17 protein-coding genes are annotated in these 25159 nt (G+C 56.2%); 13 read left to right on the forward strand and 4 right to left on the reverse strand.

What is annotated here, in order from left to right:
* Window positions 1-60: 60 nt before the first annotated feature.
* The 5 genes from HY010_06700 (at window position 61) to HY010_06720 (ending at window position 8931) form a co-directional block, all read left to right on the forward strand.
* The gene (locus HY010_06700; GenBank protein ID MBI3475402.1) at window positions 61-2313 is read left to right on the forward strand and encodes a hypothetical protein; all 2253 of its coding nucleotides are present in this window, start codon (window positions 61-63) and stop codon (window positions 2311-2313) included.
* A 16-nt stretch (window positions 2314-2329) separates the two neighbouring features.
* Window positions 2330-3526, forward strand: coding sequence for an amidohydrolase family protein (locus HY010_06705; protein MBI3475403.1), 1197 nt, complete (start codon window positions 2330-2332; stop codon window positions 3524-3526).
* Window positions 3527-6739, forward strand: a complete 3213-nt coding sequence (locus HY010_06710) for a DUF5107 domain-containing protein (protein MBI3475404.1) — start codon at window positions 3527-3529, stop codon at window positions 6737-6739.
* A gap of 104 nt (window positions 6740-6843) precedes the next feature.
* A complete protein-coding gene (locus HY010_06715; protein ID MBI3475405.1) occupies window positions 6844-7593 on the forward strand; it encodes a glucosamine-6-phosphate deaminase in 750 nt (249 codons plus the stop codon).
* 12 nt (window positions 7594-7605) lie between these two features.
* A complete protein-coding gene (locus tag HY010_06720) occupies window positions 7606-8931 on the forward strand; it encodes an MFS transporter (GenBank protein MBI3475406.1) in 1326 nt (441 codons plus the stop codon).
* 21 nt (window positions 8932-8952) lie between these two features.
* Here the strand turns inward: HY010_06720 and HY010_06725 are convergent, their stop codons facing one another.
* On the reverse strand, window positions 8953-10239 hold the full coding sequence (locus HY010_06725; protein ID MBI3475407.1) for a substrate-binding domain-containing protein: 1287 nt from the start codon (window positions 10237-10239) through the stop codon (window positions 8953-8955).
* A gap of 281 nt (window positions 10240-10520) precedes the next feature.
* Here HY010_06725 and HY010_06730 point away from each other — a divergent pair, with 281 nt between their 5' ends.
* The 8 genes from HY010_06730 (at window position 10521) to HY010_06765 (ending at window position 21486) form a co-directional block, all read left to right on the forward strand.
* Window positions 10521-12869: a heparinase II/III family protein gene (locus HY010_06730; protein MBI3475408.1), complete on the forward strand. Its 2349-nt coding sequence runs from the start codon at window positions 10521-10523 to the stop codon at window positions 12867-12869.
* Window positions 12870-13100: 231 nt separating this feature from the next.
* The gene (locus HY010_06735) at window positions 13101-14447 is read left to right on the forward strand and encodes a GTPase (protein ID MBI3475409.1); all 1347 of its coding nucleotides are present in this window, start codon (window positions 13101-13103) and stop codon (window positions 14445-14447) included.
* Between the two features lie 100 nt (window positions 14448-14547).
* Complete coding sequence (gene argF / locus HY010_06740; protein MBI3475410.1) at window positions 14548-15507, forward strand: ornithine carbamoyltransferase; 960 nt, start codon at window positions 14548-14550, stop codon at window positions 15505-15507.
* 46 nt (window positions 15508-15553) lie between these two features.
* Window positions 15554-15958, forward strand: a complete 405-nt coding sequence (locus HY010_06745) for a four helix bundle protein (protein MBI3475411.1) — start codon at window positions 15554-15556, stop codon at window positions 15956-15958.
* Window positions 15955-16944, forward strand: coding sequence for a carbamate kinase (arcC, locus tag HY010_06750; protein MBI3475412.1), 990 nt, complete (start codon window positions 15955-15957; stop codon window positions 16942-16944). The genes HY010_06745 and arcC overlap by 4 nt, the downstream gene beginning before the upstream one ends.
* Window positions 16945-17024: 80 nt before the next feature.
* Window positions 17025-17930, forward strand: coding sequence for an aspartate carbamoyltransferase (pyrB, locus tag HY010_06755; protein ID MBI3475413.1), 906 nt, complete (start codon window positions 17025-17027; stop codon window positions 17928-17930).
* A 126-nt stretch (window positions 17931-18056) separates the two neighbouring features.
* Window positions 18057-19271, forward strand: a complete 1215-nt coding sequence (gene rocD, locus HY010_06760) for an ornithine--oxo-acid transaminase (protein ID MBI3475414.1) — start codon at window positions 18057-18059, stop codon at window positions 19269-19271.
* A 445-nt stretch (window positions 19272-19716) separates the two neighbouring features.
* Window positions 19717-21486: an alpha-galactosidase gene (locus tag HY010_06765; GenBank protein MBI3475415.1), complete on the forward strand. Its 1770-nt coding sequence runs from the start codon at window positions 19717-19719 to the stop codon at window positions 21484-21486.
* Between the two features lie 41 nt (window positions 21487-21527).
* Here HY010_06765 and HY010_06770 read toward each other — a convergent pair whose 3' ends face one another.
* The 3 genes from HY010_06770 to HY010_06780 form a co-directional block, all read right to left on the reverse strand.
* Complete coding sequence (locus HY010_06770; GenBank protein ID MBI3475416.1) at window positions 21528-23108, reverse strand: VWA domain-containing protein; 1581 nt, start codon at window positions 23106-23108, stop codon at window positions 21528-21530.
* A gap of 118 nt (window positions 23109-23226) precedes the next feature.
* Window positions 23227-24408 (reverse strand): polysulfide reductase NrfD, encoded by a 1182-nt coding sequence (gene nrfD, locus HY010_06775; protein ID MBI3475417.1) that lies wholly within the window; start codon window positions 24406-24408, stop codon window positions 23227-23229.
* Window positions 24409-24431: 23 nt separating this feature from the next.
* Window positions 24432-25157: a 4Fe-4S dicluster domain-containing protein gene (locus tag HY010_06780; GenBank protein ID MBI3475418.1), complete on the reverse strand. Its 726-nt coding sequence runs from the start codon at window positions 25155-25157 to the stop codon at window positions 24432-24434.
* Window positions 25158-25159: the final 2 nt, after the last annotated feature.

The following is a 25159-nucleotide window of genomic DNA, read 5'->3' on the forward strand; positions in this document are numbered from 1 at the left end:
GCGACTGTGCCGGCATCATCAACTTTTTCCGGCACAGTTGTTCCTCGAAGGACGAGATCAATGAAGGGCGCAGCCATCGTCACAGCCGCGTTGCTCCTGTGTCTCACCTATGCCTGGGCGGAGCGGCCTGGCGACTTTCGAGTCATCGGTCCGGGTGGTGGCGGGGCGATGTTCAACCCCACGATCAGCCCGCATGACGCCAACACGGTGCTGGTGTCCTGTGACATGAGCGGTTCGTACATCACCCATGACGGCGGACAAACATGGCGGATGTTCAATTTGCGTGGCGTCGTCGATTTTTTTGCCTTCGATCCGCATGACCCGAAGACCATGTATGCGCACGCCACGGGTCTGTGGCGTAGCGTTGACGGGGGAAAGAGCTGGAGTCTGGTTTCTCCATCACCGGAGTCGGTGCAGGGTGTGAAGATGAGCTCCGACCACGCGGATGAGATTCTCCTGGCGCAGGCTGATACGGTGGGAGACATTGTTGCGATGGCGATTGATCCCGCCAATTCCCGGGTTTTGTATGTGGCAGGCGGATCCAAGGAGAAGCGGACGCTTTTTCTTTCTCGAGATTTTGGAAAGACCTGGCAACGTCAGGCTGATTTACCCCGCGACGTGCGACGGATGTGGGTGGATCCTCGCTCATCCCTCGAATCCATGTCGCTGTTTGTGGCCGGAACGCAATCCCTCGCCGTGGTGAACGGAACGGGTGTTCACGAAGTTCGTCTGCCGGCTGCCGCAACGGATCTATCTCTCGGTTTTGTCTCCGGATCACAACCTACTATTTATCTGACCTCGGAACAGGGCGGGTACGTCTCAACCGATGGAGGTACTACCTGGCGAAAATCCGCGCTTCCCGGCAGCGGAGCCAAAGTCCGAGCGGTCGCGACCAGCTTGCATCATCCGGAAACCGCCTACATTTCCTACAGTGATCTAGAACTAGAGGGCAAGACATGGATGGGCGTTGCCAAGACGACCAACTCCGGCGCCGACTGGCAACTGGTGTGGAAGGAATCTTCCGGAGCAGCAGAGAATGTGCATGATAACTGGATCACGGAACATTTCGGCATCGAATGGGGCGAGAATCCGTTAAACATTACGGTCGCGGATCAGGATCCTAACCTGAGCTATGGGACCGACCTGGGCCGAACGATGCGCACAACTGACGGCGGCATCACATGGACGGGATTATATTCACGAAGAGTTGGTGCTGGCGGATGGACGACCGTTGGGCTGGATGTCACCACAAGTTACGGAATACACTTCGACCCTTTTAACTCGAAACGTCACTTCATCACCTATACGGACATCGGGCTGTTCCGGAGCGAGGATGATGGATCCTCCTGGACAACCTCCACAGACGGTGTTCCCAGCGAGTGGAGAAATACGACGTACTGGGTGGTGTTCGATCCGAAGGTCAAAGGCCGGATGTGGAGCGTGAACAGTGGCACGCACGATTTACCTCGTCCGAAGATGTGGCGTCACGCGGCGGTTGCAAGCTACCAGGGTGGTGTTTGCCGCAGTGAGGACGGTGGGCGCACATGGGCGAAGTCGAATGCCGGGATGGATGAAACGGCCGCTACTCACATCCTTCTCGATCCAACGAGCCCGCCGGACGCTCGTGTACTCTACGTCGCGGGCTTCGGGCGGGGCATATATAAGAGCAGTGATGGTGGACGCAGCTGGGCCTTAAAGAACCAGGGAATCACGCAAAACGAACCATTCGCGTGGAGATTAGCGCGGAGTTCTAACGGCACTCTCTATGTAGTGATAGCCCGTCGTTCTGAAGATGGCAGCATTGGGAACGATCGCGATGGCGCGCTCTACTCCTCTACGGACGGAGCAGAGCACTGGAAGAAAGTCACGCTTCCCCCGGGAGTGAACGGTCCGAATGGTCTCGCCATTGATCCGGAATCTCCGGATCGCCTCTACCTTGCAACCTGGGCGCGAGCCGAGGGTCAGCACGGTGACGGAGGCGGAATTTATGTATCCGAGAACGGTGGCAAGAGCTGGCAAGTAACACTGGATCAGGACCGGCACATTTATGACGTGACGATCGACCCTACGGACGCCAAAATTCTCTACGCCGCCGGCTTTGAATCTTCGGTTTGGCGCTCGATCGATCGAGGACGTCATTGGACACGCATCCAGGGATTTAATTTCAAGATGGCGCACCGTGTCATTCCCGATCCGCTTGATCACGACCAGATATACGTTACGACATTCGGCGGGAGCGTCTGGCACGGTTCCATTCATGGACAAAGACAACCGCTGGATATTGCCACGCCCGCACTTCAACTTGGGCAGTGAACAAAAGGGGGATCGAATGAATCGCCGTCAATGGTTGTATGGTGCCGGAGTTATCGCGGGGGCTGGTCAACTTAGCTTCGGTAGTGCGGCTGCTCCAGCCAATGAAGATTCCAACCAGCCCAAGCCTCTGGATCTTACGCAGTACGAACCCAAGAGCATGCTCCAGGTGCATGAGTCGCACGTGGAGAAATCAAAATACCCCCTGATTGATTTCCATACTCATATTTCCGTTGCGGTGAAATCGGAGCATGGTGTGGAACTCGGCCCCGAGCGTCAGTACCTGGGAACGGCCGACGAATTGTTGGCGGTCATGGACCGCAAGAACATTCGCGCAATGGTGAACCTGACGGGCGGCTACGAGAAAGGTCTTGCTGAGGCCGTCTCGAAATATGATCGCACTCACCCCGGGCGCTTTTACACCTTCACCGAGCCGTCCTACTCGCGATTCAAAGAGCCGGATTATCCGAAAGTGCAGGCGCAGGCGATCGAGCAGGCCCATCGCGATGGCGCCAGGGGGCTCAAGATTCTCAAGACCCTGGGGCTCTACCTTCGCGAAGGAATCACATCAGGCACTCTTGTGAAGATCGACGATCCACGATTCGATCCCATGTGGGACGCCTGCGGGCGACTCAACATGCCCGTGGCGATTCACGTCTCGGATCCGATTGCGTTCTTCACTCCGACTGACCGCTTTAACGAGCGTTATGAAGAATTGAACAACCATCCTGACTGGTCCTTTCATGGTGGGGATTTTCCCAGCAACGAGGAATTGCTTGCTGCCCGCAATCGAGTCATGGCAAAGCATCCGAAGACGCAGTTTGTGGTGCTGCACATGGGGAACTTTGCGGAAAACTTGCAGAACGTCTCGGAAAATCTTGACCGTTTTCCCAACATGTTCGTCGACATAGCGGCGCGGATAGGTGAACTGGGACGTCAACCGAGGACTTCCCGAAAATTCTTCGACAAGTATCAGGATCGGATTCTTTTCGCCACCGACGCGACTCCGCACGGCGACGAATTTCCCCAGCAGGTGTTCAACGACAAGCTGTATGAGATTTACTTCCGGTTTCTTGAAACCGAAGACGAGTATTTCGATTACGCTCCGGCAAAGATACCGCCGCAGGGTCGCTGGAGAATTTACGGGATCAATTTGCCGGATGCGATTCTGCGCAAGGTTTACAGCGAAACCGCCGCTCGGCTGTTGCAGATCTAGATGCGATTCTATTTCCAGCTCTTCGGGGTGCTGGCCTTGGCGTGTCTGTCTCGCGCAGAGGTGAAGGTGTGGGAGGGAAAACTCTCATTGCCCACGTATGAAGAGGGAGCGCCTGACCCGAACCCTGCGTTCGACCAGTTTGCCAGTAACCGCTTCAACTATCCCTATACTCTGCGTGACACGCTGACAAGCCGGCGTGCGAATCACGACTGGCGAGCGATCTACATCGAGAACGAATATTTGAAGTGCTCCGTTCTACCGGACATCGGGGGACATCTCTACACGTGCATCGACAAGCTTTCCGGGCAATCGATGTTCTACGCCAATCCGTCCATCAAGAAGGCAGCGGTCGGATATCGAGGAGCGTGGGCGGCGTTCGGCATCGAGTTCAATTTCCCCGTCTCTCACAACTGGGTAAGCATGTCGCCGGTTAATTTCGCCTTTCACAAGAATGTGGATGGCAGTGCGTCCGTGATCGTTGGCAATGTGGACCGCGTTTACGGCATGGAATGGACTGTTGAACTATTGCTCCGCCCGCAGTCGACATTGCTTGAGGAGCGGGTCACGCTTAGCAACCGAAGCGACGTTCGGCACCGCTTTTACTGGTGGAACAACGCTGCGGCCAAGATCTCGGATGATTCGCGCATCGTCTATCCCATGCGGTTCGCCGCCAGCCATGGATTTACGGAAGTCACGCCGTGGCCGATGGACCAGGACGGACACGACTTGAGCATCATTCGCAATCACGTTCACGGCACGGTTTCGCTCTTTACCCATGGCAGCCGCGAGAACTTCATGGGCGTATGGCATCCGGAGACCAAGACGGGCACCGTACATTTTGCGGAATATGAGGACCTTCCCGCCAAGAAGATTTGGTCCTGGGGTGTGGATGCCGAGGGCCTCGACTGGCGCAATGCACTATCCGACGACAAGAGTGGGTACATAGAAATCCAGGCGGGTCTGTTTCGCAATCAGGAAACCTACTCCTTCATGGAACCGCGCCAGACGATTCGGTTCTCGGAATACTGGATGCCTGTCCGTGAAATTGCCGGAATATCAAGGGCGAACCTGGCCGGAGTCCTAAGTATCGATCGAAGCGGGAATCATGTGACGGCGGGCTTCAACGCGAATCAACCATTTCCCCGAGCGACGGTGGCCATACGAAACGGGAATAAGAATCTGTTTGATGAAACCGTGGATCTCATGCCTGATCATGCCTGGATCCACGACCTTCCTTTGACCGAGGCGGCGGCCAAGTACACAGTCGAAATTCGGGATGCTCACGGTTCCGTCCTGATTCGCCAAACCGAAGGCGAATATGACTGGGATCCTGAGTCAGAAATCCACGTGGGACCGCAGTCTCCCTACCGCATACCTGAGGAAGAAAAAAGAACCGACGACGACTGGATTCAGCTAACGAAAGAATACGAACTGAATGGAAAGATTCTCAGGGCCCTCGACATATATATGGAAGCGCTGCGCCGTTATCCGGGCAGCTTCGACGCCTCGAAAGCAGCAGGGCGCCTGGCCGCCGCCCTCCTGCGATATGACGAAGCGAAAACTTACCTGGAGTCGGCTCATGCGCGAAACACAGCCGATCCAGAAGTTTCCTACTACCTTGGCATCGCTTATGACGGCCTAGGTGAGATGCGCAAGGCGCAAACCGCCTACGAAGAAGCTCAACGTTTTTCTTCTTTTCGCGCTGCTTCGGCGCTAAAGCTGGGAGAGATGTTTGCCCGCGAAGGTGACCTGACGGAGTCGGAGCGTCATCTCGCGGTTGCTGTAGGTGCGGCGCCGGGAGATGCGCGCTCGCTGGAAGAACTGGTTGCTGTTGCATCTGCGGCGGGAGATTCGCAAAGAGCCAAGGCGCTCGCTGAGCAGGGAATCCCTCATTTTCCGCTGAGTTTGCTTTTGCGAGAGGAACTGGGCAATCCGGATCTCAACGTTTTTGCCAACGATTCGACACGGGTTCTAAGCCTCGCAGGGCAATACATACGACTGGGACTTTATCAGCGGGGATTGGCTGTGCTCTCCCGAAACTATCCACCACCGCTCGCTGACCAGAGCGAGCCGGGCGAACTCCCGCCTGGCAAACATCCGATGATCGCCTACTTCCGCGGCTACTGCCAGGAGCGGCTCGGACAGCCTGCGACTCGCGACTACACCCTGGCGTCTCAACTTTCGACGTCCTATGTTTTTCCCAGTACTGCTGAGGAACTCATTGCTCTGCGAAGCGCCATCAAAGCAAATCCCAAGGATGCGTCGGCCCATTATCTGCTGGGCACACTGTATTTCTCGCGCGGACTCACTGAGCCTGCGCTCGCCGAGTGGTCGAGTGCGCGGGAGGCGAATCGCGATGTGCCTGTACTCAATGCAAGCTTAGGGCTCACTCTTTTGCACGAGAAACATGATGCTGCAGGAGCCGTAGTTGCGTTTCGGGATGGCCTGCGCACCGACCCTGCGAACGTCACGATCTATCGGGGCGCGGATCAGGCGCTCAGCCTTCTCGCGAGACCCGCCAGCGAAATAGTTCACACCCTCGAGCAGTTCCCAGACCTGGCTAACGCCCCCTCCGGGTTGATTTTTGAATTGATCCTTAGCCTTTCTGAGGCAGGAGAGTTTCAGCGCGCCGAGGATTTTTTTCACGATCGATTTTTTGCGCGCGAGGAGGGTGGGACCAATGTTCGTCAGGTTTGGGTCGAAGTCGAACTGCAAAAAATGCTCTCTCAATCTCGCAACGGGCGGTGTCCGGATGCTCTGCAAACGGGCGAGCATCTCGGAGCAGTGATCGATGGGTTGCCCTTTACCCGGGACGGATTGGATCCGTTTCTTCAGTCTGCGCGAACGAACTATCTCGTCGCCACCACCTATGCTGCTTGCGGGCGGACTCAGGAAGCGCAGCGAAAACTGCAGATTGCCTCCGCGGCGAGTGCTCCCGATGAATTGCTTTGGGCCTGGCTGGCCTCCAAGAAATTGGCGGTTAGTGATGAGCGGCAGTGGCGAGAGCGCCTGCAGTCTGCCCTTCGGCAAGTGACCAATCGGAGTGAAAACAGCAGCTACCCGGGGTGGTGGGACTATAGTGCCGGCGCCCTTGCGGCCGCGCTCGGTCAGAAGCAGGAGGCGGATCTTCAGTTCCAGAAAGCTCTGCTACTGCCGGATCGCATGTTGTCATACCACCTCACCAGGCTCGCGCGTATCGAGACGGTTCATTGAGTTTCGCAGTGAAAACGAATGGGACAAGCGGAAGACGGTGCTAAGCAACAGGTTAAGAGTTCGTTGTGGGCAGTAACAACTAAGGAAAGAACAGGAAATTGCAATTGAACATTAAAGTGTTGGCAGACAAGGAATCGCTAGGCCGCACGGCAGCGGATCATGCGGCAAGTTCTCTTCGGCGTGCGATCCACGATCAGGGAGGCGCACGCATCATCGCAGCGACTGGAGCTTCCCAATTTGAATTTCTGGATGCATTAACCAGCGCGCCGGGCATCGACTGGGGCCGCGTCGAAGTGTTTCACCTCGACGAATACGTCGGACTTCCCATCACCCACCCCGCAAGTTTCCGCAAATATCTCTTCGAGAGGCTGATTCACAAGACCGGCGTTACTCGATACCACTTGCTGGATGGCGACGGAGACCCGGAGGCTAGCATACGGAAAGTTGCGAGGAGCCTCCAATCGAAACCCGTTGACATTGCTTTTGCTGGAATCGGAGAGAATGCGCACATTGCGTTTAACGATCCGCCCGCGAATTTTGAGACGGATGAGCCGTATCTCATCGTTGACCTCGACGATGCCTGCCGCCAGCAGCAGGTCAACGAAGGTTGGTTTGCGGAGCTTAAGGATGTTCCTCGAAAGGCAATCTCGATGTCCGTGCGAGAATTGATGCGCGCCAAGGAAATCATCGCGATTGTCCCGGACACGCGCAAGGCGCAGGCCGTGAAGATGTGCCTTGAGGGAGAGGTTAGTCCAATGGTGCCTGCCTCGATTTTGCGCAACCACCCCAACGCGACCCTTTATCTCGATCACGATTCGGCTGCGCTCTTGAGTTCGGGAGTCTCCACCAGGTAACTTCCGCCACCTATGCCAGTTCTCACGCCAGGCACTGCGCCGACGGTGCGGCCTATTCGCAATCTGCGCTGGTGGATCTGCGCGCTGCTCTTCGCGTCGACCGTCATCAATTACATTGACCGCCAGACTCTTTCGCTACTCTCGCCTTACCTCAAGCAGATCTACCATTGGACCAATAGCGACTACGCGAATCTGCTCATCGGATTTCGAATTGCCTACTCGATCGGCCAGACCGTATTTGGCAGGCTGATGGATCGTCTGGGGACCAGACGTGGGCTGACGCTTTCCGTCCTTTGGTACTCCCTGGTATCGATTGCCACTTCTCTGGCAAGCGGATTCTACAGTTTCGCGACTTTCAGGTTTCTTCTGGGCGCGGGCGAATCCGCGAATTGGCCAGGCGCCATAAAGGCAGTGTCCGAGTGGTTTCCTAAGCGCGAACGGGCGCTGGCCACGGCATTCTATGACAGCGGCTCATCGATCGGGGGAGCAATCGCTCCATTCATCGTGCTACCCATCTATTTTCGTTGGGGATGGCGACCCGTTTTTGTGATTCCCGGCCTGTTAGGGCTTGTGTGGCTTTTAATATGGCGCAAGTCGTATCGCAGCCCTCAAGAACATCCGCGCCTGAGTAGTGAGGAACGCGCAATGATCCTCGCGGATTCTTCTGATGATGGCGGTTCCACAGGGAAATCTCATCCAAGCTGGATTGCACTGCTTAGGCTCCCTCAGACTTGGGGAGTGATTGTTGCCAGAGCCTTTACGGATCCGGTGTGGTACTTCATCGCGGATTGGTTTCCGATCTATCTGGTGGCCAAGGGAATTTCTTTGAAAAGCGGCTTGATTGCGATCTGGATTCCATTTATCGCGGCCGATCTCGGAAACTTTTTCGGCGGCGCAACATCCGGATATCTGATCAAGAAAGGGTGGTCGCTCGGCGCTGCCCGCAAAGCGCTTATCGTCTTCGGCGGCGTCGGTGTGACTCTCCTGATCCCGACGATTCTCACCGTGAACCTTGCAGCGCTTACCTTGCTGTTTGCGCTTTCGACTTTTTGCTACGCCGCATTTTCGACGATCGCGAATGTATTGCCCTCTGATCTCTTCGCGAGCGATTCCGTGGCTTCGGTGAGTGGATTGAGTGGGACGGGCTCGGGCCTCGGGACGATCGTTGCGTTCAAATTGATTGGCTATTTAACCGACGCAAATCAGTCTCTGGCTACCCACTCGTTTGATTCGATCATTATCGTGGCGGGCCTGGTGCCGTTCGTAGGGATGATTCTGGTGCTCCTGCTTGTTCGGAATAATGCGGCCACTCGGCAAGGTCTGGTGCGCCCAATCTAATGGTGAGAGGTAGGTTCGACGTCAGAGAACATTTTCTTGAAGGTACGTCGATGTTCCCAAGGCAGGGTTTGACGCGATGGCCCGAACGCTTTCACGGCGAATGAGTTCCGTTGGCATGACAAGTTGCTGCGGAGGCAAATCGGGTTCCTGAATGCGGCGCACGGTAAATTCAGCTAGATGTCCACCAAGCTCCTTGGGGAACTCGCGCACGGTGGTAAGCCCCGGATGCAAGACTTCGCCGATTGTGTCATTGAAACCCGCGACGCTGATGTCATCGGGAATTCGGATTCCAGATTCCTGCAGAGCCTGATATACCCCTGAGGCTGCCTGATCGGTGCCCACAAACAATGCTGTCGGCCGCTCTCCCTTCGCCAGCAGGGCCTTTACAGCCAAGTACCCGAGTTCACGATCTTCGGAGCTAATGTCGCTGAAGCGGGGCTCAAGGTCGGCTTCGCTCATGGCGTGGAGGTAGCCGTCAGCGCAACGAGCGAACCAGGGGAGACGCCGGTTGCCGATATACCAGATCTTTCTGTGCCCCTCAGCGATCAGGTATCGCGTAATCTCGGTGGAACCGCTTACATCGTCCGTGAAAACACAGTCATATTTTTCCGGTTGCCATTCGCCGACGATGTTGTTTCCTACCAAAGAGAAGGCGATACGTTTCTCGGAGAGTGCCGACAGAATGCTGGCCGAATGTGTCCCGGTCAGAATCACGCCACCCGGCCGGTTCGGTCGCATCAGCGCCTCTGGAAGATGCACGGTTCCCATCGGTGATTTCAAATCCGATCGAAAACATATGAACTGCATGTCCCAATCATGCTGGGCGCAGTATCCCTCGGCCCCAAGAAGGATTTTGGACTGAAACTCGTTCACCGTGTCGCGATTACCCAACACAAAGGTGATGGTGCGATTTCTTCTGCCGGCTTCCAAGGTCGTACCCAGTTTGCGAGCGGCGGCAGTTACTACAGACCGTACCGAGGGGGCAACCCGAGGATTTCCATTGGCCACGCGCAAGACTGTAGACGGGCTAACCTTTGCGAGGCGTGCAATTTCAACATACTTCTGCGGTTCGGGGGACTCCGAGGCGAGATCTGCATCGGCTGGCAACTTGTGGATCGCTCCACCGTGCGAACGTACGGCCAGGTCCTCCGAACACAAGGCGTCCAGATCTCCCCGCGCGGTAACGGCAGAAACTGCGAATCGCTCGACCAGTTCGCGCACCGTAATCTGTCCTGTTTGCTCAATCAGGTCCAGGATTTTACGGCGACGCTGCTCCGCCAACAGACGAGTGTCCTTGCCTCTGGTCATTTGCGAAATGAATCTCCTGCAAAATCTATGATAACTGGAAGCACTTTACTCTTTATACACCGACGTGAAGGAAAATAAAAGAAAGTGAAGTCATCGAGAGCTCCGGCGAGGTCAAAATGCTTGCAGCCCAATGATTACAGTCTGTGCGCGACGGGCATGCCTGGCACGCTCGCAATGATTCCGATCCCAAAGAATTGATCTGCTTGCGTTTGCTTGCGATTACTTTCGTTAGAGTGTACAAAGGGACTTGCCACGTGGCAGGGTTGAGGGAACCAGTCTAAATGAGACGGCGTGATTTTCTTGCAGCCTTGGCGGCGTCAGCCCTCCTTAACCCATCGAAAGGCCTGTCACAGGTCCCGTTGCAGCGCCGTCGACTGTTGATTTCCGCTACTGATCCGTTCACAGGTCTGGCCTTGCTGCGGACGCGGTATGCGGCTGGAATGCGTCCTTCTCAGGACATGGAGGGCTGGGCGCTGTCGTGGCTGCTCACAGGTGAACAGAGCTTCGCTGAACAGGCGCTCACGGCCATGCGTTCCGGCCACGTTGCGAAGGGCGCCAAGCCCTCGCGCTCGTGGGCGGACTATGCCCGCTGGTCGTTGGCATTCGATTGGCTCTCAGGTTATCCAGGATTCGAGCCAGCCCTACAGGATCGGATTGCGGCTGAACTCATGGAAGGCGCCGCAGCAATGCTAGCGACAGCCGACTTTTCAGATCCAAGCCAGTTCTCTTATCACAACTACAGCCTGCGCTACCTCGCGTTGCCGACATTTGTCTCCGCGGCGCTCGAGGGCTATGCGGGTTGCAACAATCGATGTAGTTCCTGGCGAGCGCAGGTGGCGAAGTGCCTCGCCAATATCCTCGAGACCACAAATCTAGTTTCGCCGGAAGGCAGTTACCACGAGTCCATGGACTATATGCGGATCACATGGTCCTGCCTGACGCTGCTCGCGGAGTTGCAGCGCACGACCACTGGCATCGATCCCGCCCACCGTTATTCTGTGTTCGCCAATATCGGCAACACTTACTTGTACAAGATCCTGCCCGATGGAACGCCGTCGCGAGAAGGCGACAATGAATATCCGATTCTGGATCTGCGCGACACCGCCGTGTTGGGCTATGCCGTCAATCGATTCAAGGATCCCTACAGCGCCTGGCTTTTGCGGAAGAGTGGTTTCGTCCCGAAACAATGGGTCATTCCGGTCCTCGAATTTCTCTGGGATGACCCCGAAGTCACGGCGCGCGACCCAGCGTCAACAACAGAGAATGAATTGCCGCGCGCGCGCTATTTTCCGGGAGTAGGCCATCTGGTGATGCGCGACGGCTGGAAATCCGATTCAACCTGGATCGAATTCGATTGCGGTCCTTATCTGGCGAAGCACCAGCACCTCGATCAGAACCAGATCACGATCTACCATCAAGGGTATTTGGCGATTGACAGTGGCGCTGATTACACAGATAGCGAGAGCCCACATTACCTCAACTACTATCGCCGCACGATCGCTCACAATACCGTATTGGTCTACGATCCGCGTGAAAAATTCTTTTGGTCGCAGAATTTGTTGGCAGCGGCCAACGACGGCGGCCAACGTATGGATTCCTCGCGCCTTTGGAACACGGTGCGGGGCCCCGAAGATTGGGAGCACACCCGGGACTTGTGGAATCTGGGCACCATGCGGGTGGTCGATCATGCACCAGGCCACTACGACTACGCGTTGGGCGATGCGACCAACGCCTATTCGCGTGACAAATTGAAAAAATTCACGCGTGAAGTTCTTTACGTGCCGGAAAAGAACCTGCTATTTGTTTTCGACCACGTCGTGAGCGTCGATCCTGCCTTCCGCAAGGTGTGGCTCCTTCACGGCGTCAACCAGCCAAGCGTGGACGCGGATGACGGAAAGGCAACAGAGAAGACGAAAGAATTCAGCAATGCTGCAACCTTCCGTTTCCGCGAGGGCTCCGGAGAACTGCTGGTGCACTCACTGTTGCCATGCGACCGCGTGGTTACGCGCCGCGGCGGCCAGGGCGCCGATTTCTTTTGCCCCGGGGATGAACGTGGCGGCGCTTGGGGTAGCGGCGAAAATTGGCCGTTGGATCCGCAAGAAGGGTCCGAGATACCCGAGGATCCCAAGCTCCGGCGGATGTGGAAAACGTTTTGGGGCGCTGATTTTTCCAAGGTTCAGCCTTCGAACCGAAAGAATGTGGTGCCGGGCGCGTGGCGTGTGGAAGTGTCGCCGGCGCAACCAGCGCAGGAAGACTTTTTCCTTCACGTTTTTGAAATTGGAGAGACCGGTATTGTTGGTAAGCGCACGGAGTTGATCGATGGAGCCAACTTTATCGGCGCTGCCACCGAGTCTGGGCCTTTCGCATTGTTCGCCAAGTCGGATTCCTCTGTGCTTGGCGGAGAAGCATATTTGCCAAATCTCGCTTGCGATTCACTTGTTGTATCGGGGCTCCAGCCAGACACCGTGTACGAGCTGAGCTTTACCGGGCCGAACGTTGCTAAGTCCTCGGCGTCGCCGCCGCCCGGTGTCTTGATCGATATGCTCCGGCCCCGCTCTAACAGCAAAGGAATCGTGCGAGTGGAAAAGCCCCACCTGGGCGATCTGAGTCTTCGAATAAATCGAGTTTGATTTTCTTCCCTTACCATCTGGACCAATGTCCAAAACCCTCGGGTTTTCGCTCCTGAGCTCCCAACCTAGACTGCCTTGAAGCCATGGAGCGAACTACGACTGAAGATCGTCATTGGTCACCGAGCTACACGACATAGAGCACATCCAAACGTGACGACCCGCACAGCCTGACCGCTCATTCCACGTACAAGATAGAAAATAGCGGGTTATTGAGATGGGTTCGGAGGGGATATGTCATTCAAGCGCGTTCTGATTCTGGGGGCCGCCGGCCGCGACTTTCATAACTTTAATGTTGTATTTCGCAACAATCCTTCCTATCAAGTCGTCGCCTTTACAGCCGCCCAGATCCCTGATATTGCCGGCCGTCGCTATCCGGCAGCTTTGGCGGGTGAAGCCTATCCGGATGGAATTCCAATCGCGGAGGAGAAAGATCTCGAGAAGCTAATCCGCGAGAAGAACGTGGATGTCGTTGTGTTTTCTTACAGCGATGTGGCATATCCGACGCTGATGCACCTCGCATCTCGGGCAGCTGCCGCGGGAGCAGACTTCTGGTTACTGAGCGCTGAGCATACGCAATTGAAATCGTCTGTGCCGGTGGTTTCCATCTGTGCTGTGCGTACGGGATGCGGCAAGAGTCCATTGTCGCGGATGGTTGCTGCCGAGCTGCGGCGCGCCGGACTGAAGGTGGTTGCGATTCGCCATCCGATGCCTTACGGCGATTTGGCTGCGCAAGCAGTGCAACGCTTCGCTACGATCGCGGACCAGGAAAAGCACCAATGCACCATTGAAGAACGGGAAGAATATGAGCCCCACCTCGTCCACGGCACGGTTGTGTATGCGGGTGTGGACTACGAAAAGATCCTGCGCCAGGCCGAAAAAGAAGCGGACGTCATCCTATGGGACGGCGGTAATAACGACACGCCTTTCTATGTGTCGGATCTGGAAATCGTGGTTGCGGATCCGCATCGACCGGGCCATGAACTCGCTTACTATCCCGGAGAAGTCAACCTGCGACGTGCGCAAGTCGTTGTTATCAACAAGGTCGATACGGCCACTCGCGAGAATGTCGAACTCGTGCGTCGCAATATTGAGCAGGCCAATCCGAAAGCACAAATCATCGAAACCGCTTGCCGGGTATCGGTGGCCGATCCCGCACAGATTCGCGGGAAGAGAGTGCTGGTGGTCGAAGACGGCCCCACTCTTACGCACGGCGAAATGCCTTATGGAGCCGGCGTGGTGGCGGCACGGCAGTGTGGAGCGGCGGAACTGGTCGACCCCCGGCCGTATGCGATTGGATCGATTCGCGGCACTTTCGAACGGTACACGCATGTGACGACTCTGCTTCCTGCCATGGGTTACGGAGATATCCAGCGGCACGAATTGGAAGAGACCATCAATCGCACACCTTGCGACGTTGTAGTCATCGCAACCCCGGTGGATCTCGGACACATTCTGAACATCAAGCATCCGTGCGTACGCGTGGGATACGAGATCGAAGAAGTAAGCCGTCCGGGCATGACGGAGTTGATGGCGGACTTCATTCAGAAAGTCGAAAAGCATCGGTTGGTGCATGCGTGAAGGCGAGAAGGTCACAGGTTGAGGGATCTCGACGTTGTGGATCGTTTCAGCTCCCCCGACTGTGACCTGTCACCGCTGAACTGAACATGGGAGTTTCGAAATGCTCAGCAATGATTTTCTTTCTATTCGTGACTTCAGCCCGAATGAGATTCGAGAGTTCATCGAGCTCGGGCGCCTGATCAAGTCCAACCCGGAACTGTTCGCCGGATCGTTACGAGGCCAGACACTGGCCTTGATATTCGAGAAGCCCTCCCTTCGAACTCGCGTCAGCTTTGATGTTGGCGTTCATCAACTGGGTGGATTTTCACTCTACCTGTCTCCGGCCGAGATCAATCTTGGCAAGCGGGAATCGGTGTATGACGTGGCCAAGAATCTGGAGCGGATGGTGCAGGGCATCATGATCCGCACGTTTGCTCACGAGATTGTCGAGCAGATGGCGGAGTATGCGCGCATCCCGATCATCAATGGCCTCACGGACTACAGCCATCCCTGCCAGGCGATGGCTGACTACCTCACGATGCTGGAGTTGAAGGGCGAGATTGCCGAACTGAAGGTGGCTTTCATCGGTGACGGAAACAACGTCGCGCACTCGCTGATGTTCGCGGGGGCGCAGCTGGGCGCGCACGTTTGGGTCGCTACTCCTCCGCAGTACGAACCGGAAGCGGCGGCGATTCGTTGGGCAACAGAGCGCGCGAGGAATACCGGCGGAAGTTGCACGATCACAAACGATCCAGTGGAAGCTGCCTACGATGCAGACGTGATTTACACCGATGCCTGGACCAGCATGGGACAGGAATCTGAAAAAGCGGAGCGCAGCAAAATCTTCCGGCCGTACCAGGTGAATAGCGAACTGTTCCGCCTGGCCAAGCCGGACGCAATCTTCATGCATTGCCTTCCCGCACATCGGGGAGAAGAAGTCACGACCGAAGTCATCGACTCCGTGCATTCTGTCGTCTTTCAGCAAGCGGAGAACCGTTTACACGCGCAGAAAGCAATCCTCGTGGAGTTGATGAAACACGAGGTAGCGGAACGGCTGAGGGCGACCGTGTTGCACGAGTGAAGTGCTGAGTTTCTTGTTTCTGGTTTCCTGTTTCTTGTGAGGGCATATGCGTGGACATCGCGACTTGGTGGCTTGGCAGAAGGCGATGGACCTCACGAAGAAGATTTACGTGTTAACCAATGCCTTTCCAAAGCACGAGGTTTACGGCCTGACTAGTCAACTTCGGCGCGCTGCGGTTTCCATCCCGAGCAGTCTCGCTGAGGGAGCAGCCAGGAACGGACAGCGTGAGTTCAGCTACTTCATCAGTACTGCCCGGGGATCACTCGCGGAAGTTGAAACCCAGGTCGAGCTTGCGGTTTTCCTGAATTACATCCCGCAAGATGCCGCGAAAACCGTAATGGTATCCATTTCCGACCTTGGGCGAATTTTGATCGGCCTGCGCAACTGGTCTTCGGGACCTCAAGTCAGCTCCGACAAGCAACCGGAAACCAGAAACAAGAAACTTGTATGAAGCCCATCCTGATCGCCGTCGGCGGCAACTCCCTCATCCGGGCGGGGGAGAAGGGAACTGTTGCTGAGCAGATGGCCAATGCGCGGCGCACTGCAGCGGCGATTTGCGGGCTGATTCGCGACGGACATCGCATCGTGATCACTCACGGCAATGGTCCGCAGGTGGGCGCGCAGCTACTACGCTCCGAGCGTACTTCCGATCAGGTGCCTGCGCAGACTCTGGATGTGTGCGGTGCGGCCAGCCAGGGAGAAATTGGATATCTGCTCGCGCAAGCCATGAAGCGCGAATTGTCCGGCGCCGGATTGGTCGTACCTGTCGTTAGTGTGGTTACGCAGACCGTGGTGTCCGCTTCAGACCCGGCGATGGAGCATCCTTCGAAGCCGATTGGTCCTTTCTATTCACGCTCCGATGCGGAAGAAAAGAAGCGTCTCTTCGGATGGACGATCGTGGAAGACGCTTCTCGTGGATATCGCCGGGTGGTGCCCTCTCCTGAGCCGGTGGAAATCGTCGAGATGGAAGTCATCCGCAAGCTGGTCGACGCCGGAGTACTGGTGATCGCGTGCGGCGGTGGCGGGATTCCGGTCTTGCGCGCGAACGGTGGCCTGCAGGGAGTTGAAGCTGTGATTGATAAGGACCGGGCGTCGGCGCTGCTGGCCTCAGAACTTGGTTTAGATATATTCGCCATCTCGACCGACACGGACTATGTCTATCTCGATTACAAAAAGGCAACCCAGCGCCCGCTCTCGTCTGTGACGGCTGCCGAACTCGGAAGCTACGCTCGGGCTGGCCATTTTCCGCCGGGGAATATGGGGCCGAAAGTCGAATCAGCGTTGCGCTTTCTTCGCGCCGGCGGCAGAGAAGTCATCATTACTTCGTACGAGCATCTTTACGATGCGGTTGGCGGCCGCGCGGGCACGCATATTGTCTCAAGCGACGCCAAACCAGTCGCGGCTGAAGCGGTGCACGATCACGTCCTACTCAGGTGAATATGAATCACAATGTCACGATCGATGGAATCCTGGAACGGAGAGACTCGGACGTTGGAGTTGGACTGGAACTTTCTTCGATGAAACTTCGCCACGTTATCGAATCCCAGCAATTCACGCTGCCTCTGTTGATGGATTTGTTTACCCGATCTCGAGGGATGGAGCGCATCGTGGCGCGGGGCGGCTCGTTGGATTATCAGAATCGCATCCTGGCGGCGCTGTTCTATGCTCCGTCCACGCGCACCCGATTCTCATTTGAAGCGGCGATGCACCGGCTCGGAGGTCGCGTCATTTCCACGGAGCAGGCGCGCGCGTTTTCATCCGCGGTCGAAGGCGAACAAGTCGAAGACACGATCCGCATTATTAGCGGTTGTTCCGATCTGATCGTGATCCGCCACCATGAAGAAGATGGCGCGCGGCGCGCGGCGGCGGTCTCACCGGTACCGATCATCAATGCCGGCGACGGCTGCGGCGGACAGCACCCTACGCAAGCGCTACTCGATCTCTACACGATCTATCGCATGCGTCCCCTGGATGGTTTAAGCGTGGCGTTCATTGGCGAATTGGATCGAGGCCGGACCGTTCGATCGCTGGCCTATTTGCTGGCAAAGTTCGAGCGCATCCGCATCTTCTTTGTGAGCCCGCCGCAGATGCAGATCCAGCCGGATATTCTCGAATATCTGGATCGGCACAATGTGCAATACGAACTGGAATCCGACCTGAACAAAGTGGTCGGAGAAGTGAATGTTGTCTACCAGACACGGATTCGGCCGGAGCGCGCCGGTGATCCTGTATCTCGAATGTATTCGATCGATTCTTCGGTTCTGCAAAAAATGAAGGCGGATGCGATGATTCTTCATCCACTTCCGCGGACAGTGGAGTTGGATAAGACGGTCGACAGCGATCCGCGCGCCATGTATTTCCGGCAGGCGACGAATGGTCTGTATGTCCGAATGGCGCTATTGACGATGCTTTTGGAACCATAGAACCAGTTGCAAGTTTCTAGTTGCTGGTTTCTGGGGAGTGCGTGAGCACACGCCAAATGTAGCAACGTACTTATAGATAGACTGGAAACCAGCAACTAGAAACTCGCAACTGACTTTGGAGCCCTTATGCCCTTACTCGAAGAAAAAACTCCGACCCAGGAATTTATCCAGCTCGAAGAAAACTTCGGTGCTCATAACTATCATCCACTGGACGTCGTGATCGAGCGCGCCCAGGGATGCTGGGTGTATGACGTGGAAGGCAAGAAGTACCTCGATTGCCTGGCTGCGTATTCCGCGGTGAACCAGGGGCACTGCCATCCGCGAATTCTCCATGCCATGCTGGAGCAGGCTCACAAAGTTACGCTGACTTCGCGCGCCTTTCGCAACGACCAGCTTCCATTGCTCTACGAAGAGCTGCACAACCTGACCGGCTTCGACATGGCGTTGCCGATGAACTCCGGCGCGGAGGCAGTTGAAACTGCCGTGAAAGCTGCGCGCAAGTGGGGACATAAGGTCAAGGGCATTCCTGAGAACAAGGCAGAAATCATTGTCTGCGCGAACAATTTTCACGGACGTACCGTGACCATCGTCAGCTTTTCCACCGACGAGCAATATCGCGATGGCTTCGGGCCCTTCACTCCCGGCTTCAAAATCATTCCCTATGGCGACGCCGCGGCATTGCGCCAGGCCATCACGCCGGATACTTGCGCATTTCTCGTCGAGCCAATTCAGGGCGAGGCCGGGATCGTCATTCCGCCTGCCGGGTTCCTGAAGGAAGCGGCAGTAATCTGCCGGGAGAATCGTGTTCTCTTTATTGCCGATGAAATCCAGTCAGGGTTGGGCCGTACCGGCAAGCTGTTTGCATTTATGCACGAGGACATTCGTCCGGACGCGGTCATCGTCGGGAAGGCGCTCTCCGGCGGGTTCTATCCGGTGTCGGCGGTATTGGCATCGAAGGAAGTGCTGGGCGTGTTCAATCCCGGCGATCATGGCAGCACGTTCGGAGGTAATCCACTGGCCTGCGCTGTGGCGCGTGCGGCGTTGCGGGTGCTGGTCGAAGAAAGGCTGCCAGAAAGGTCCGCCGAACTTGGAGCTTACTTTCTTGCGCAGCTGAAGACGCTGCGCAGCGCGGGCTTGAAAGAAGTTCGGGGACGTGGACTTTGGATTGCCATCGAGATGCACGGTATGGCGCGTCCGTATTGTGAGGCACTGAAGGATGAAGGCATCCTTTGCAAAGAGACGCATGATCACGTGATCCGGATTGCACCGCCGCTGACCATCACGCGCGAGGAAATTGACTGGGCGGTGGCGCGGATTCAGAAGGTGATCGAGAGGAAGTAGCGAGGGCGTTGCGCGCTGTCGGCGTAGAATGGCCCACTGACCTCCTCGATGAGAACCGGCAAGCACGGATTGCTAGCAGTTGGATTCTTCCTCGCAACAGCGCTGCTTTCAGCGCAGCAGAATTCCTCTCTCCGCACCACCGACACAGAAATACACTTCGTGGCAACGCCTGACGGACCGCGTCTGTTGAGCCTTTCTGCATCCGGTCAGCGGCCATGGCACAACCAGAACACGGAACCGCTCGCCGGTACTGCGGAAATCGATGGACAGACGCTCCCTCTTCGATGGACTTGGAAGGCCAGCGCGACCAATATCCAACCCGAATCGATTTCCTATGTTTATGAATCCACCTTTCCACATCTCAGGCTGACCTGGAAATGGGAAGCGGTCCAGCCATGGGCCGGTCGAACATGAAATCGAGATTCAGAATCTGGAGTCGCGAGAAGTGTGGATTTCCCTGCAGAGCAGTTTCGTATTCGATTGGAGAATCTCCACGCAGGATAGACTGCAACATTTCTACGTAGAGAAAGGCGCCGATACGCCTACTGCGGTGGGAACACACCAAGTGGATTTTGACCAGAACTACAGGTGGGAGGGGAAGTCTAGTACGTACGCCAATCCGGGGCCGGGCGGGCCTCGCGAAATCATTCCGTACTTCCTGGTGCAGCAGGCGGATAAGAATCAGTCTGGGTTTTATGTCGGGATCGAATTCAGTGGAAGGACTCATCTCACGTTGCAACGGGAACAGAGATCACTCCGAGGAGAGTTGGGCCTGAATCCTCTACCCGGTCCGTTTCGAACGCGGCTTACTCCGAGTGGAAGCTTTGTCACTCCCAAGATATTTCTCGGTGCCGCGGTCGGCGGCCCTGACGCGGTCGCCAATGTGCTGCGCCCGTGGGTGCGCGAAGTCCTTGGTTCGAAGGAAACATGGAACGATCCGCATTATCCGTTGACCGTGATCAATACGTGGGGCGGCGGAATGGCTGTCAACGAAGAGGTCGCGCGGCGCATGCTCCGTGATGCTGCCGGACTGGGACTGGAAATGTTTCACATTGACGCTGGATGGTTCCGTGGAGTCGGCGACTGGCATCCCGATCCGCAGAAGTTTCCGCGTGGCCTGGCGCCGATCGCGGATGAGGCTCACAGTCTCGGATTGAAATTCGGTCTGTGGGTGGACTGGACGCAAGCCGCCTTGGGCACGAATCCGGGCGCGCTGAATGTCAGGGACCCGAGCGTACTTCCATGGCTCACGAGCGAGGTTCCCGCGGATTGGAGACCGGAGGAGTTCAAAGGACACACCATCGACATCGGGTTTCCACCCGCGAAGGCGTGGGCCCTGCAGGAGACCGACCGCATCGTCAGCGACTACAAACTCGACATGCTGGAACACGACGGCTATCTGGTGGCGCAGGGATGTGCTTCTTCCAGCCACCCGCACACTCCACCGGACTTGCAGAACAAGTGTCAGTACGGAAACGCTGTTGCTTGCGGATCGAATGCCACTGACGTCAGTTATCACGCGGTGCGCGCCTACTACGACGTTCAATCCAACCTGCGAGCGAAACATGCAGGGATTATTCTGGAGGTCTGCAACGATGGCGGCCGTATGGTGGACTTCGGAACTGCCGCCCACGCAGACTATTTCTCAATCACCGATACGTACGATCCGATCTCAAACCGGCGCGCGTTTTACGACACGAGCTACGTGTTGCCCGCTGCGATGCTGGAAACGTATGTGGAACACTGGCCGGTGTCCCGGATCGAGAACTTCCGGTACATGTTGCGCAGTGGAATGATGGGCTGGTTCACAATCATGATGGACACATCTGCATGGAGCGCGGAACAGCACGCCGTTGCCAAGTCTGAAATTGATTTCTACAAGTCGACACTGCGCCCGCTGATTCGCGATGCGATTCTCTACCATATTTCCGAACGGCCTGACGGCGTGCGATGGGATGGAATGGAATATTTTGATTCCGCCAGCGACAAGGGCGTGGTGTTTGCGTTCCGGGGAACCGATCCGAAAATTGCCGAGCATGTGTTTCACCTCAAGGGGTTGAGGCCGAAGGGGAGATATCAACTGTTATTTCGTGACCATACAAGCCGGGATAGCGTCGTCACCGGTGCGCAGTTGATGAATGACGGAATTGCCGTCCGTCTGCAGGAATCCAATAGTTCAGAGATTGTGAGTCTACTTCCAATGCACAGTCGTTGATGCGGACGTTGCCTTCCGAATGGAACAAACCAAGCCGCAATTTACCGGAAGGGAAGTGCGTCGCGGGAGAGATCGGCGCTGCCAATATGGTCGCTGTGGGCGTCCCGAACCACGATGCGGACGTGTTTTGTTTTTGGAGGCAGGTCAGCAACCACGTCGAAGGCGACGGGTCTATTCAATTGCTGCTCGAAACGTTTGCTATCCACCACGGATTCCAACTCGGTGACTTTGTGGCTATAGACTTTGTCATCCCCACCAACACCCGCAACTACAACCGTTACCTCGCATCGACGATTGCCGTTCGATAGTGTCTCCCAATGCAAGTTGTGCCGATCCACCCTGATTAAGAAGCGGCCCTTTCCCGCTCCCGCTGATTTCGCTTTGGCTTCAATCTCGAGTGCCCGATAAGGGAGTGGATTCATCACCGCGCGTGAGAGCACCGTATCAACCTGCTCATCGGTGAGTGGGAGGTCGGGAATGGCAAAGTAGCCTTTGCGAGTGCGCGCCTGCAGGCCCTGGCCGCGAAGGACGATCTTAATGCGGCGGTACTTGCCATTCCAGTTATGGTTGGTTGGATAGTAGGCCAGCGAATAATAGGAGGAGCCGTCGTTCGCGCTCTCCGCGATCGCGACATCCACATCGTTCCGCAAGCGAAAGATTTCGCCGCCCGTATCCGGAGCGATGCTTTCGAATATCAAGTCCCCAGTAGCCTGATCCCCTGATTCCGATACTAGGGAATCGCCAACTCCGGACTGGTACGTTGTAGGAGCAGTCTCCAACCCTTTCGGATTGACGGTGTATACCGACACGCGCGCCTTCAGGAGTTGGTTTGCGCTTTCAGTCACTGCATTCACAAAGCGTGGACGGTCCGCTGGGTCGAGCATGCGACTGTTGAGAGCAGGAAAGCCGGGACCGACCCAGATCACGTTCTTGCGTCCTTCATGGTGACTATTGGCCGCCGCAATCTGCGATAGCGCCCACAATGACTTGGCCAATCGTTCTGAGGAACCGCCGAATTCGGAGGCCATCAAGCCGAAGGGCAATTCAGGATGGCGATGATACAACGCTGCTGTGAGGGCGTGCGCATCTTGCGTGTAGTCCTGCAACAATTCGAGCCGCTTCTGGCCGAGCAGCATGAGCGAGGTGGGTTGCGCCAAATGGGGGCCACGCTTTGCCAGGAATTTTTCGATGCCTTGGCGTGCATACATCTCGTCGAGAACCTCGGTGTTCAGTTCGTCGATGACGAGAATGGTCAGGGCCTGGGGAGAGGCCGCTTTCGCGGGGCCGGTAGTCTTCGTGTCTTGCCTGTTTCCGGTCGCAATCGCAGATGCGGGCAGATTGCCTCCGGGCGGAATTTCGAAAGACGTAATGCTTTGAGCGACTCCATCTTCCAGAACTGTGAAGTCATCCTGGGTGAGGCCAGTTATCGACTTCCCTGCGTGATCGGTAACCACGACGTCCAACACGACTAAGTTAGAGGATGTCTGGAACACCGTACCGGGAGGAGTTGGCTCCTGGGTTTTAGCTCGATTCGCGAACAGAAACACCAGCAGCGCGACCACAAGGTGCCCGGCGAAGATGCGAGAGTTTGCCCTGGTGTTTACAGAGTCTTGATGGGACATGGTCGTTCTTTCTTGAATTCCTCGAATCCAGCCAAGGGAGACACCATGAGCTATATCTCGCAAAGCGTATCAGAGTTCACAAGAGAAATGGAATATGCCCAGTGCAGTAATGTTGATGTTATGCCCGAGATATGGTGTTCGGTATCGCAGGTTGTTCAGGCCATGGCGGCAGGAGTTTGATCAATACCCACAGAATCACTAGCGGCAGGACGGTTAGGACGATGGCGGTGAGCAGTCCTTCGCGGGCGACCAAGCCCATCTTGTAAGTCGTGTAGCCCAGAAAACTCTTCGAGAATAGCTGTCCGCCAATCACGATATTCCAGCGCATCGCAAAGATGCCAATTAACGTCAGGCATCCGGCGAGCCCATAAATACGTTTTCGCACGATCTCGGTAAGGGGCAGCACCTGCGTCAATGCCAGCAGTGCAATCGGGGTCACCGTACCCAACACAATCTGGATCAGGATGTGCGACACGTAGAGCTTGGTGTGAACCATGAAGTCAAGGCTGCGGAAAGATTCGTCCGATTCGTAGATGCGATGGATCAGGTCGAGCATTTCAAGACCGAAATCGATGATGAAGGTGTAGAAGAGATAGCGCGCGATCGTGTCTACGCAGGTCATATCGATGACTTGCTTTCGGATCCGCATCATCAGCATGTAGAAGAGCATGACCGCCGCGATCCCCGAGACCATCGCCGAAAAAATAAATACGACTGGCATCAAGGGCGTCGACCACCACGGGTTGGCTTTGACCGAGCCGAAAATAAAGCCGACATATCCATGGAGCAGGAATGCGGATGGAATACCGATGATCGTGATGACCCAACCGACTCGTTCATCAATGTGCAGGGCGCGCTCACTGAGATTGCTGGACCCGAGCGTCATGGCGCGGTAGATCAGACGTTTCCAGCCGGTGGTCGATTGCGAGAGCAGGACGATGTCGCGGCGGTAGTCGAGCCAGATTTCCAATACCAGGACGGCCATCAGGTACCAGAGGTAAACGAATCCGAACATGGCCATTGCCGAGGTACGGTGCGGCGTCAAATACATTTCGTAGGAGCGCTCGGGATGTCCGAGATGCAACTGCAAGGGAAGAGGAGCGATCAGCAAAAAGGCGAGAGCCGTAAGCAGAGCGAGCCGGTAGGTGGGCTTCACTGCACTCACGTTAAAAACACGTTCCAATGATGCCAGGATGAATGCGCCGGCGACCAGTCCGGTCAGGAACGGGTAGAGAACAATGAGTACGCTCCATTGCAGCTCTACTTCGTTCGGATACATGAAGCCTTCAACGCCGGGCATACCATTCTCCTTGTCGCGCCAGCCTATCGAACCGAACCATCCAGACCGTAGTAGAAAGTTTTCGAGTGCGTCGCCATGGACGGTTTCAGAACTTGCACACTGTGCGTCTTCAGGAATTCGTGAATCGGATCGTTTGGATTCTTCAGGTCAGCCAGTTGCCGGGCTCCCGTTGGGCACGATTCGCAACAGGCGGTTGTCAGCCCCTTCGTGATCCGGTGATAGCACAGGGAGCACTTTTCGGCCGTCTCGGTATGCGGATTGATAAACCTGCACCCGTAGGGGCAGGCCTGCACGCAATAACGGCAGCCGAGACAATATTGTTTGTCGACCAAAACCACTCCGTCAGGACTGATGAACGTTGCGCCCACCGGACACACCTGTGTGCACGGGGAATCCGCGCAGTGGTTGCACAGTTTGGGGACGAAGAAGTTCTTGCCGCTGGGGTCTTTAGCGGGCGGAAAACCGTGCTTTGCACCGTCGGGTGAATCGACGATGGGGTTTTCAATGTCGTAGTCGGAGACGTGATAACGCTCCACCCAGGTTCGGAAGTAGCCGTCGGGGACATCGTTCTCGGACTGGCAAGCGCGCACGCAATTCCCGCAGCCGATGCACTTGGGGATATCGATCAGCATGCCCCACCAGTGCTCGCTGGTCTTGTAATTGGGGGAGGACTCTGGAGTTCCAGCAAGGACGTGTTGCCAGGCGAGCCCGGCGGCAGGCAGCAGGAGAAGCAGATGACGCCGCGTCATGT

The sequence above is a fragment of the Acidobacteriota bacterium genome, from assembly GCA_016196065.1.
Classification (GTDB): Bacteria; Acidobacteriota; Terriglobia; order Terriglobales; family Acidobacteriaceae; genus Acidiflorens.

Coding starts and splice junctions, on each gene's coding strand:
- HY010_06725 (MBI3475407.1), bottom strand. CDS start 10,239: ATGACCAGAGGCAAGGACACTCGTCTGTTGGCGGAGCAGCGTCGCCGT.
- HY010_06705 (MBI3475403.1), top strand. CDS start 2,330: ATGAATCGCCGTCAATGGTTGTATGGTGCCGGAGTTATCGCGGGGGCT.
- argF (MBI3475410.1), top strand. CDS start 14,548: ATGCTCAGCAATGATTTTCTTTCTATTCGTGACTTCAGCCCGAATGAG.
- HY010_06770 (MBI3475416.1), bottom strand. CDS start 23,108: ATGTCCCATCAAGACTCTGTAAACACCAGGGCAAACTCTCGCATCTTC.
- nrfD (MBI3475417.1), bottom strand. CDS start 24,408: ATGCCCGGCGTTGAAGGCTTCATGTATCCGAACGAAGTAGAGCTGCAA.
- HY010_06730 (MBI3475408.1), top strand. CDS start 10,521: ATGAGACGGCGTGATTTTCTTGCAGCCTTGGCGGCGTCAGCCCTCCTT.
- HY010_06720 (MBI3475406.1), top strand. CDS start 7,606: ATGCCAGTTCTCACGCCAGGCACTGCGCCGACGGTGCGGCCTATTCGC.
- arcC (MBI3475412.1), top strand. CDS start 15,955: ATGAAGCCCATCCTGATCGCCGTCGGCGGCAACTCCCTCATCCGGGCG.
- HY010_06710 (MBI3475404.1), top strand. CDS start 3,527: ATGCGATTCTATTTCCAGCTCTTCGGGGTGCTGGCCTTGGCGTGTCTG.
- HY010_06780 (MBI3475418.1), bottom strand. CDS start 25,157: ATGACGCGGCGTCATCTGCTTCTCCTGCTGCCTGCCGCCGGGCTCGCC.
- rocD (MBI3475414.1), top strand. CDS start 18,057: ATGCCCTTACTCGAAGAAAAAACTCCGACCCAGGAATTTATCCAGCTC.
- pyrB (MBI3475413.1), top strand. CDS start 17,025: ATGAAACTTCGCCACGTTATCGAATCCCAGCAATTCACGCTGCCTCTG.
- HY010_06745 (MBI3475411.1), top strand. CDS start 15,554: ATGCGTGGACATCGCGACTTGGTGGCTTGGCAGAAGGCGATGGACCTC.
- HY010_06735 (MBI3475409.1), top strand. CDS start 13,101: ATGTCATTCAAGCGCGTTCTGATTCTGGGGGCCGCCGGCCGCGACTTT.
- HY010_06700 (MBI3475402.1), top strand. CDS start 61: ATGAAGGGCGCAGCCATCGTCACAGCCGCGTTGCTCCTGTGTCTCACC.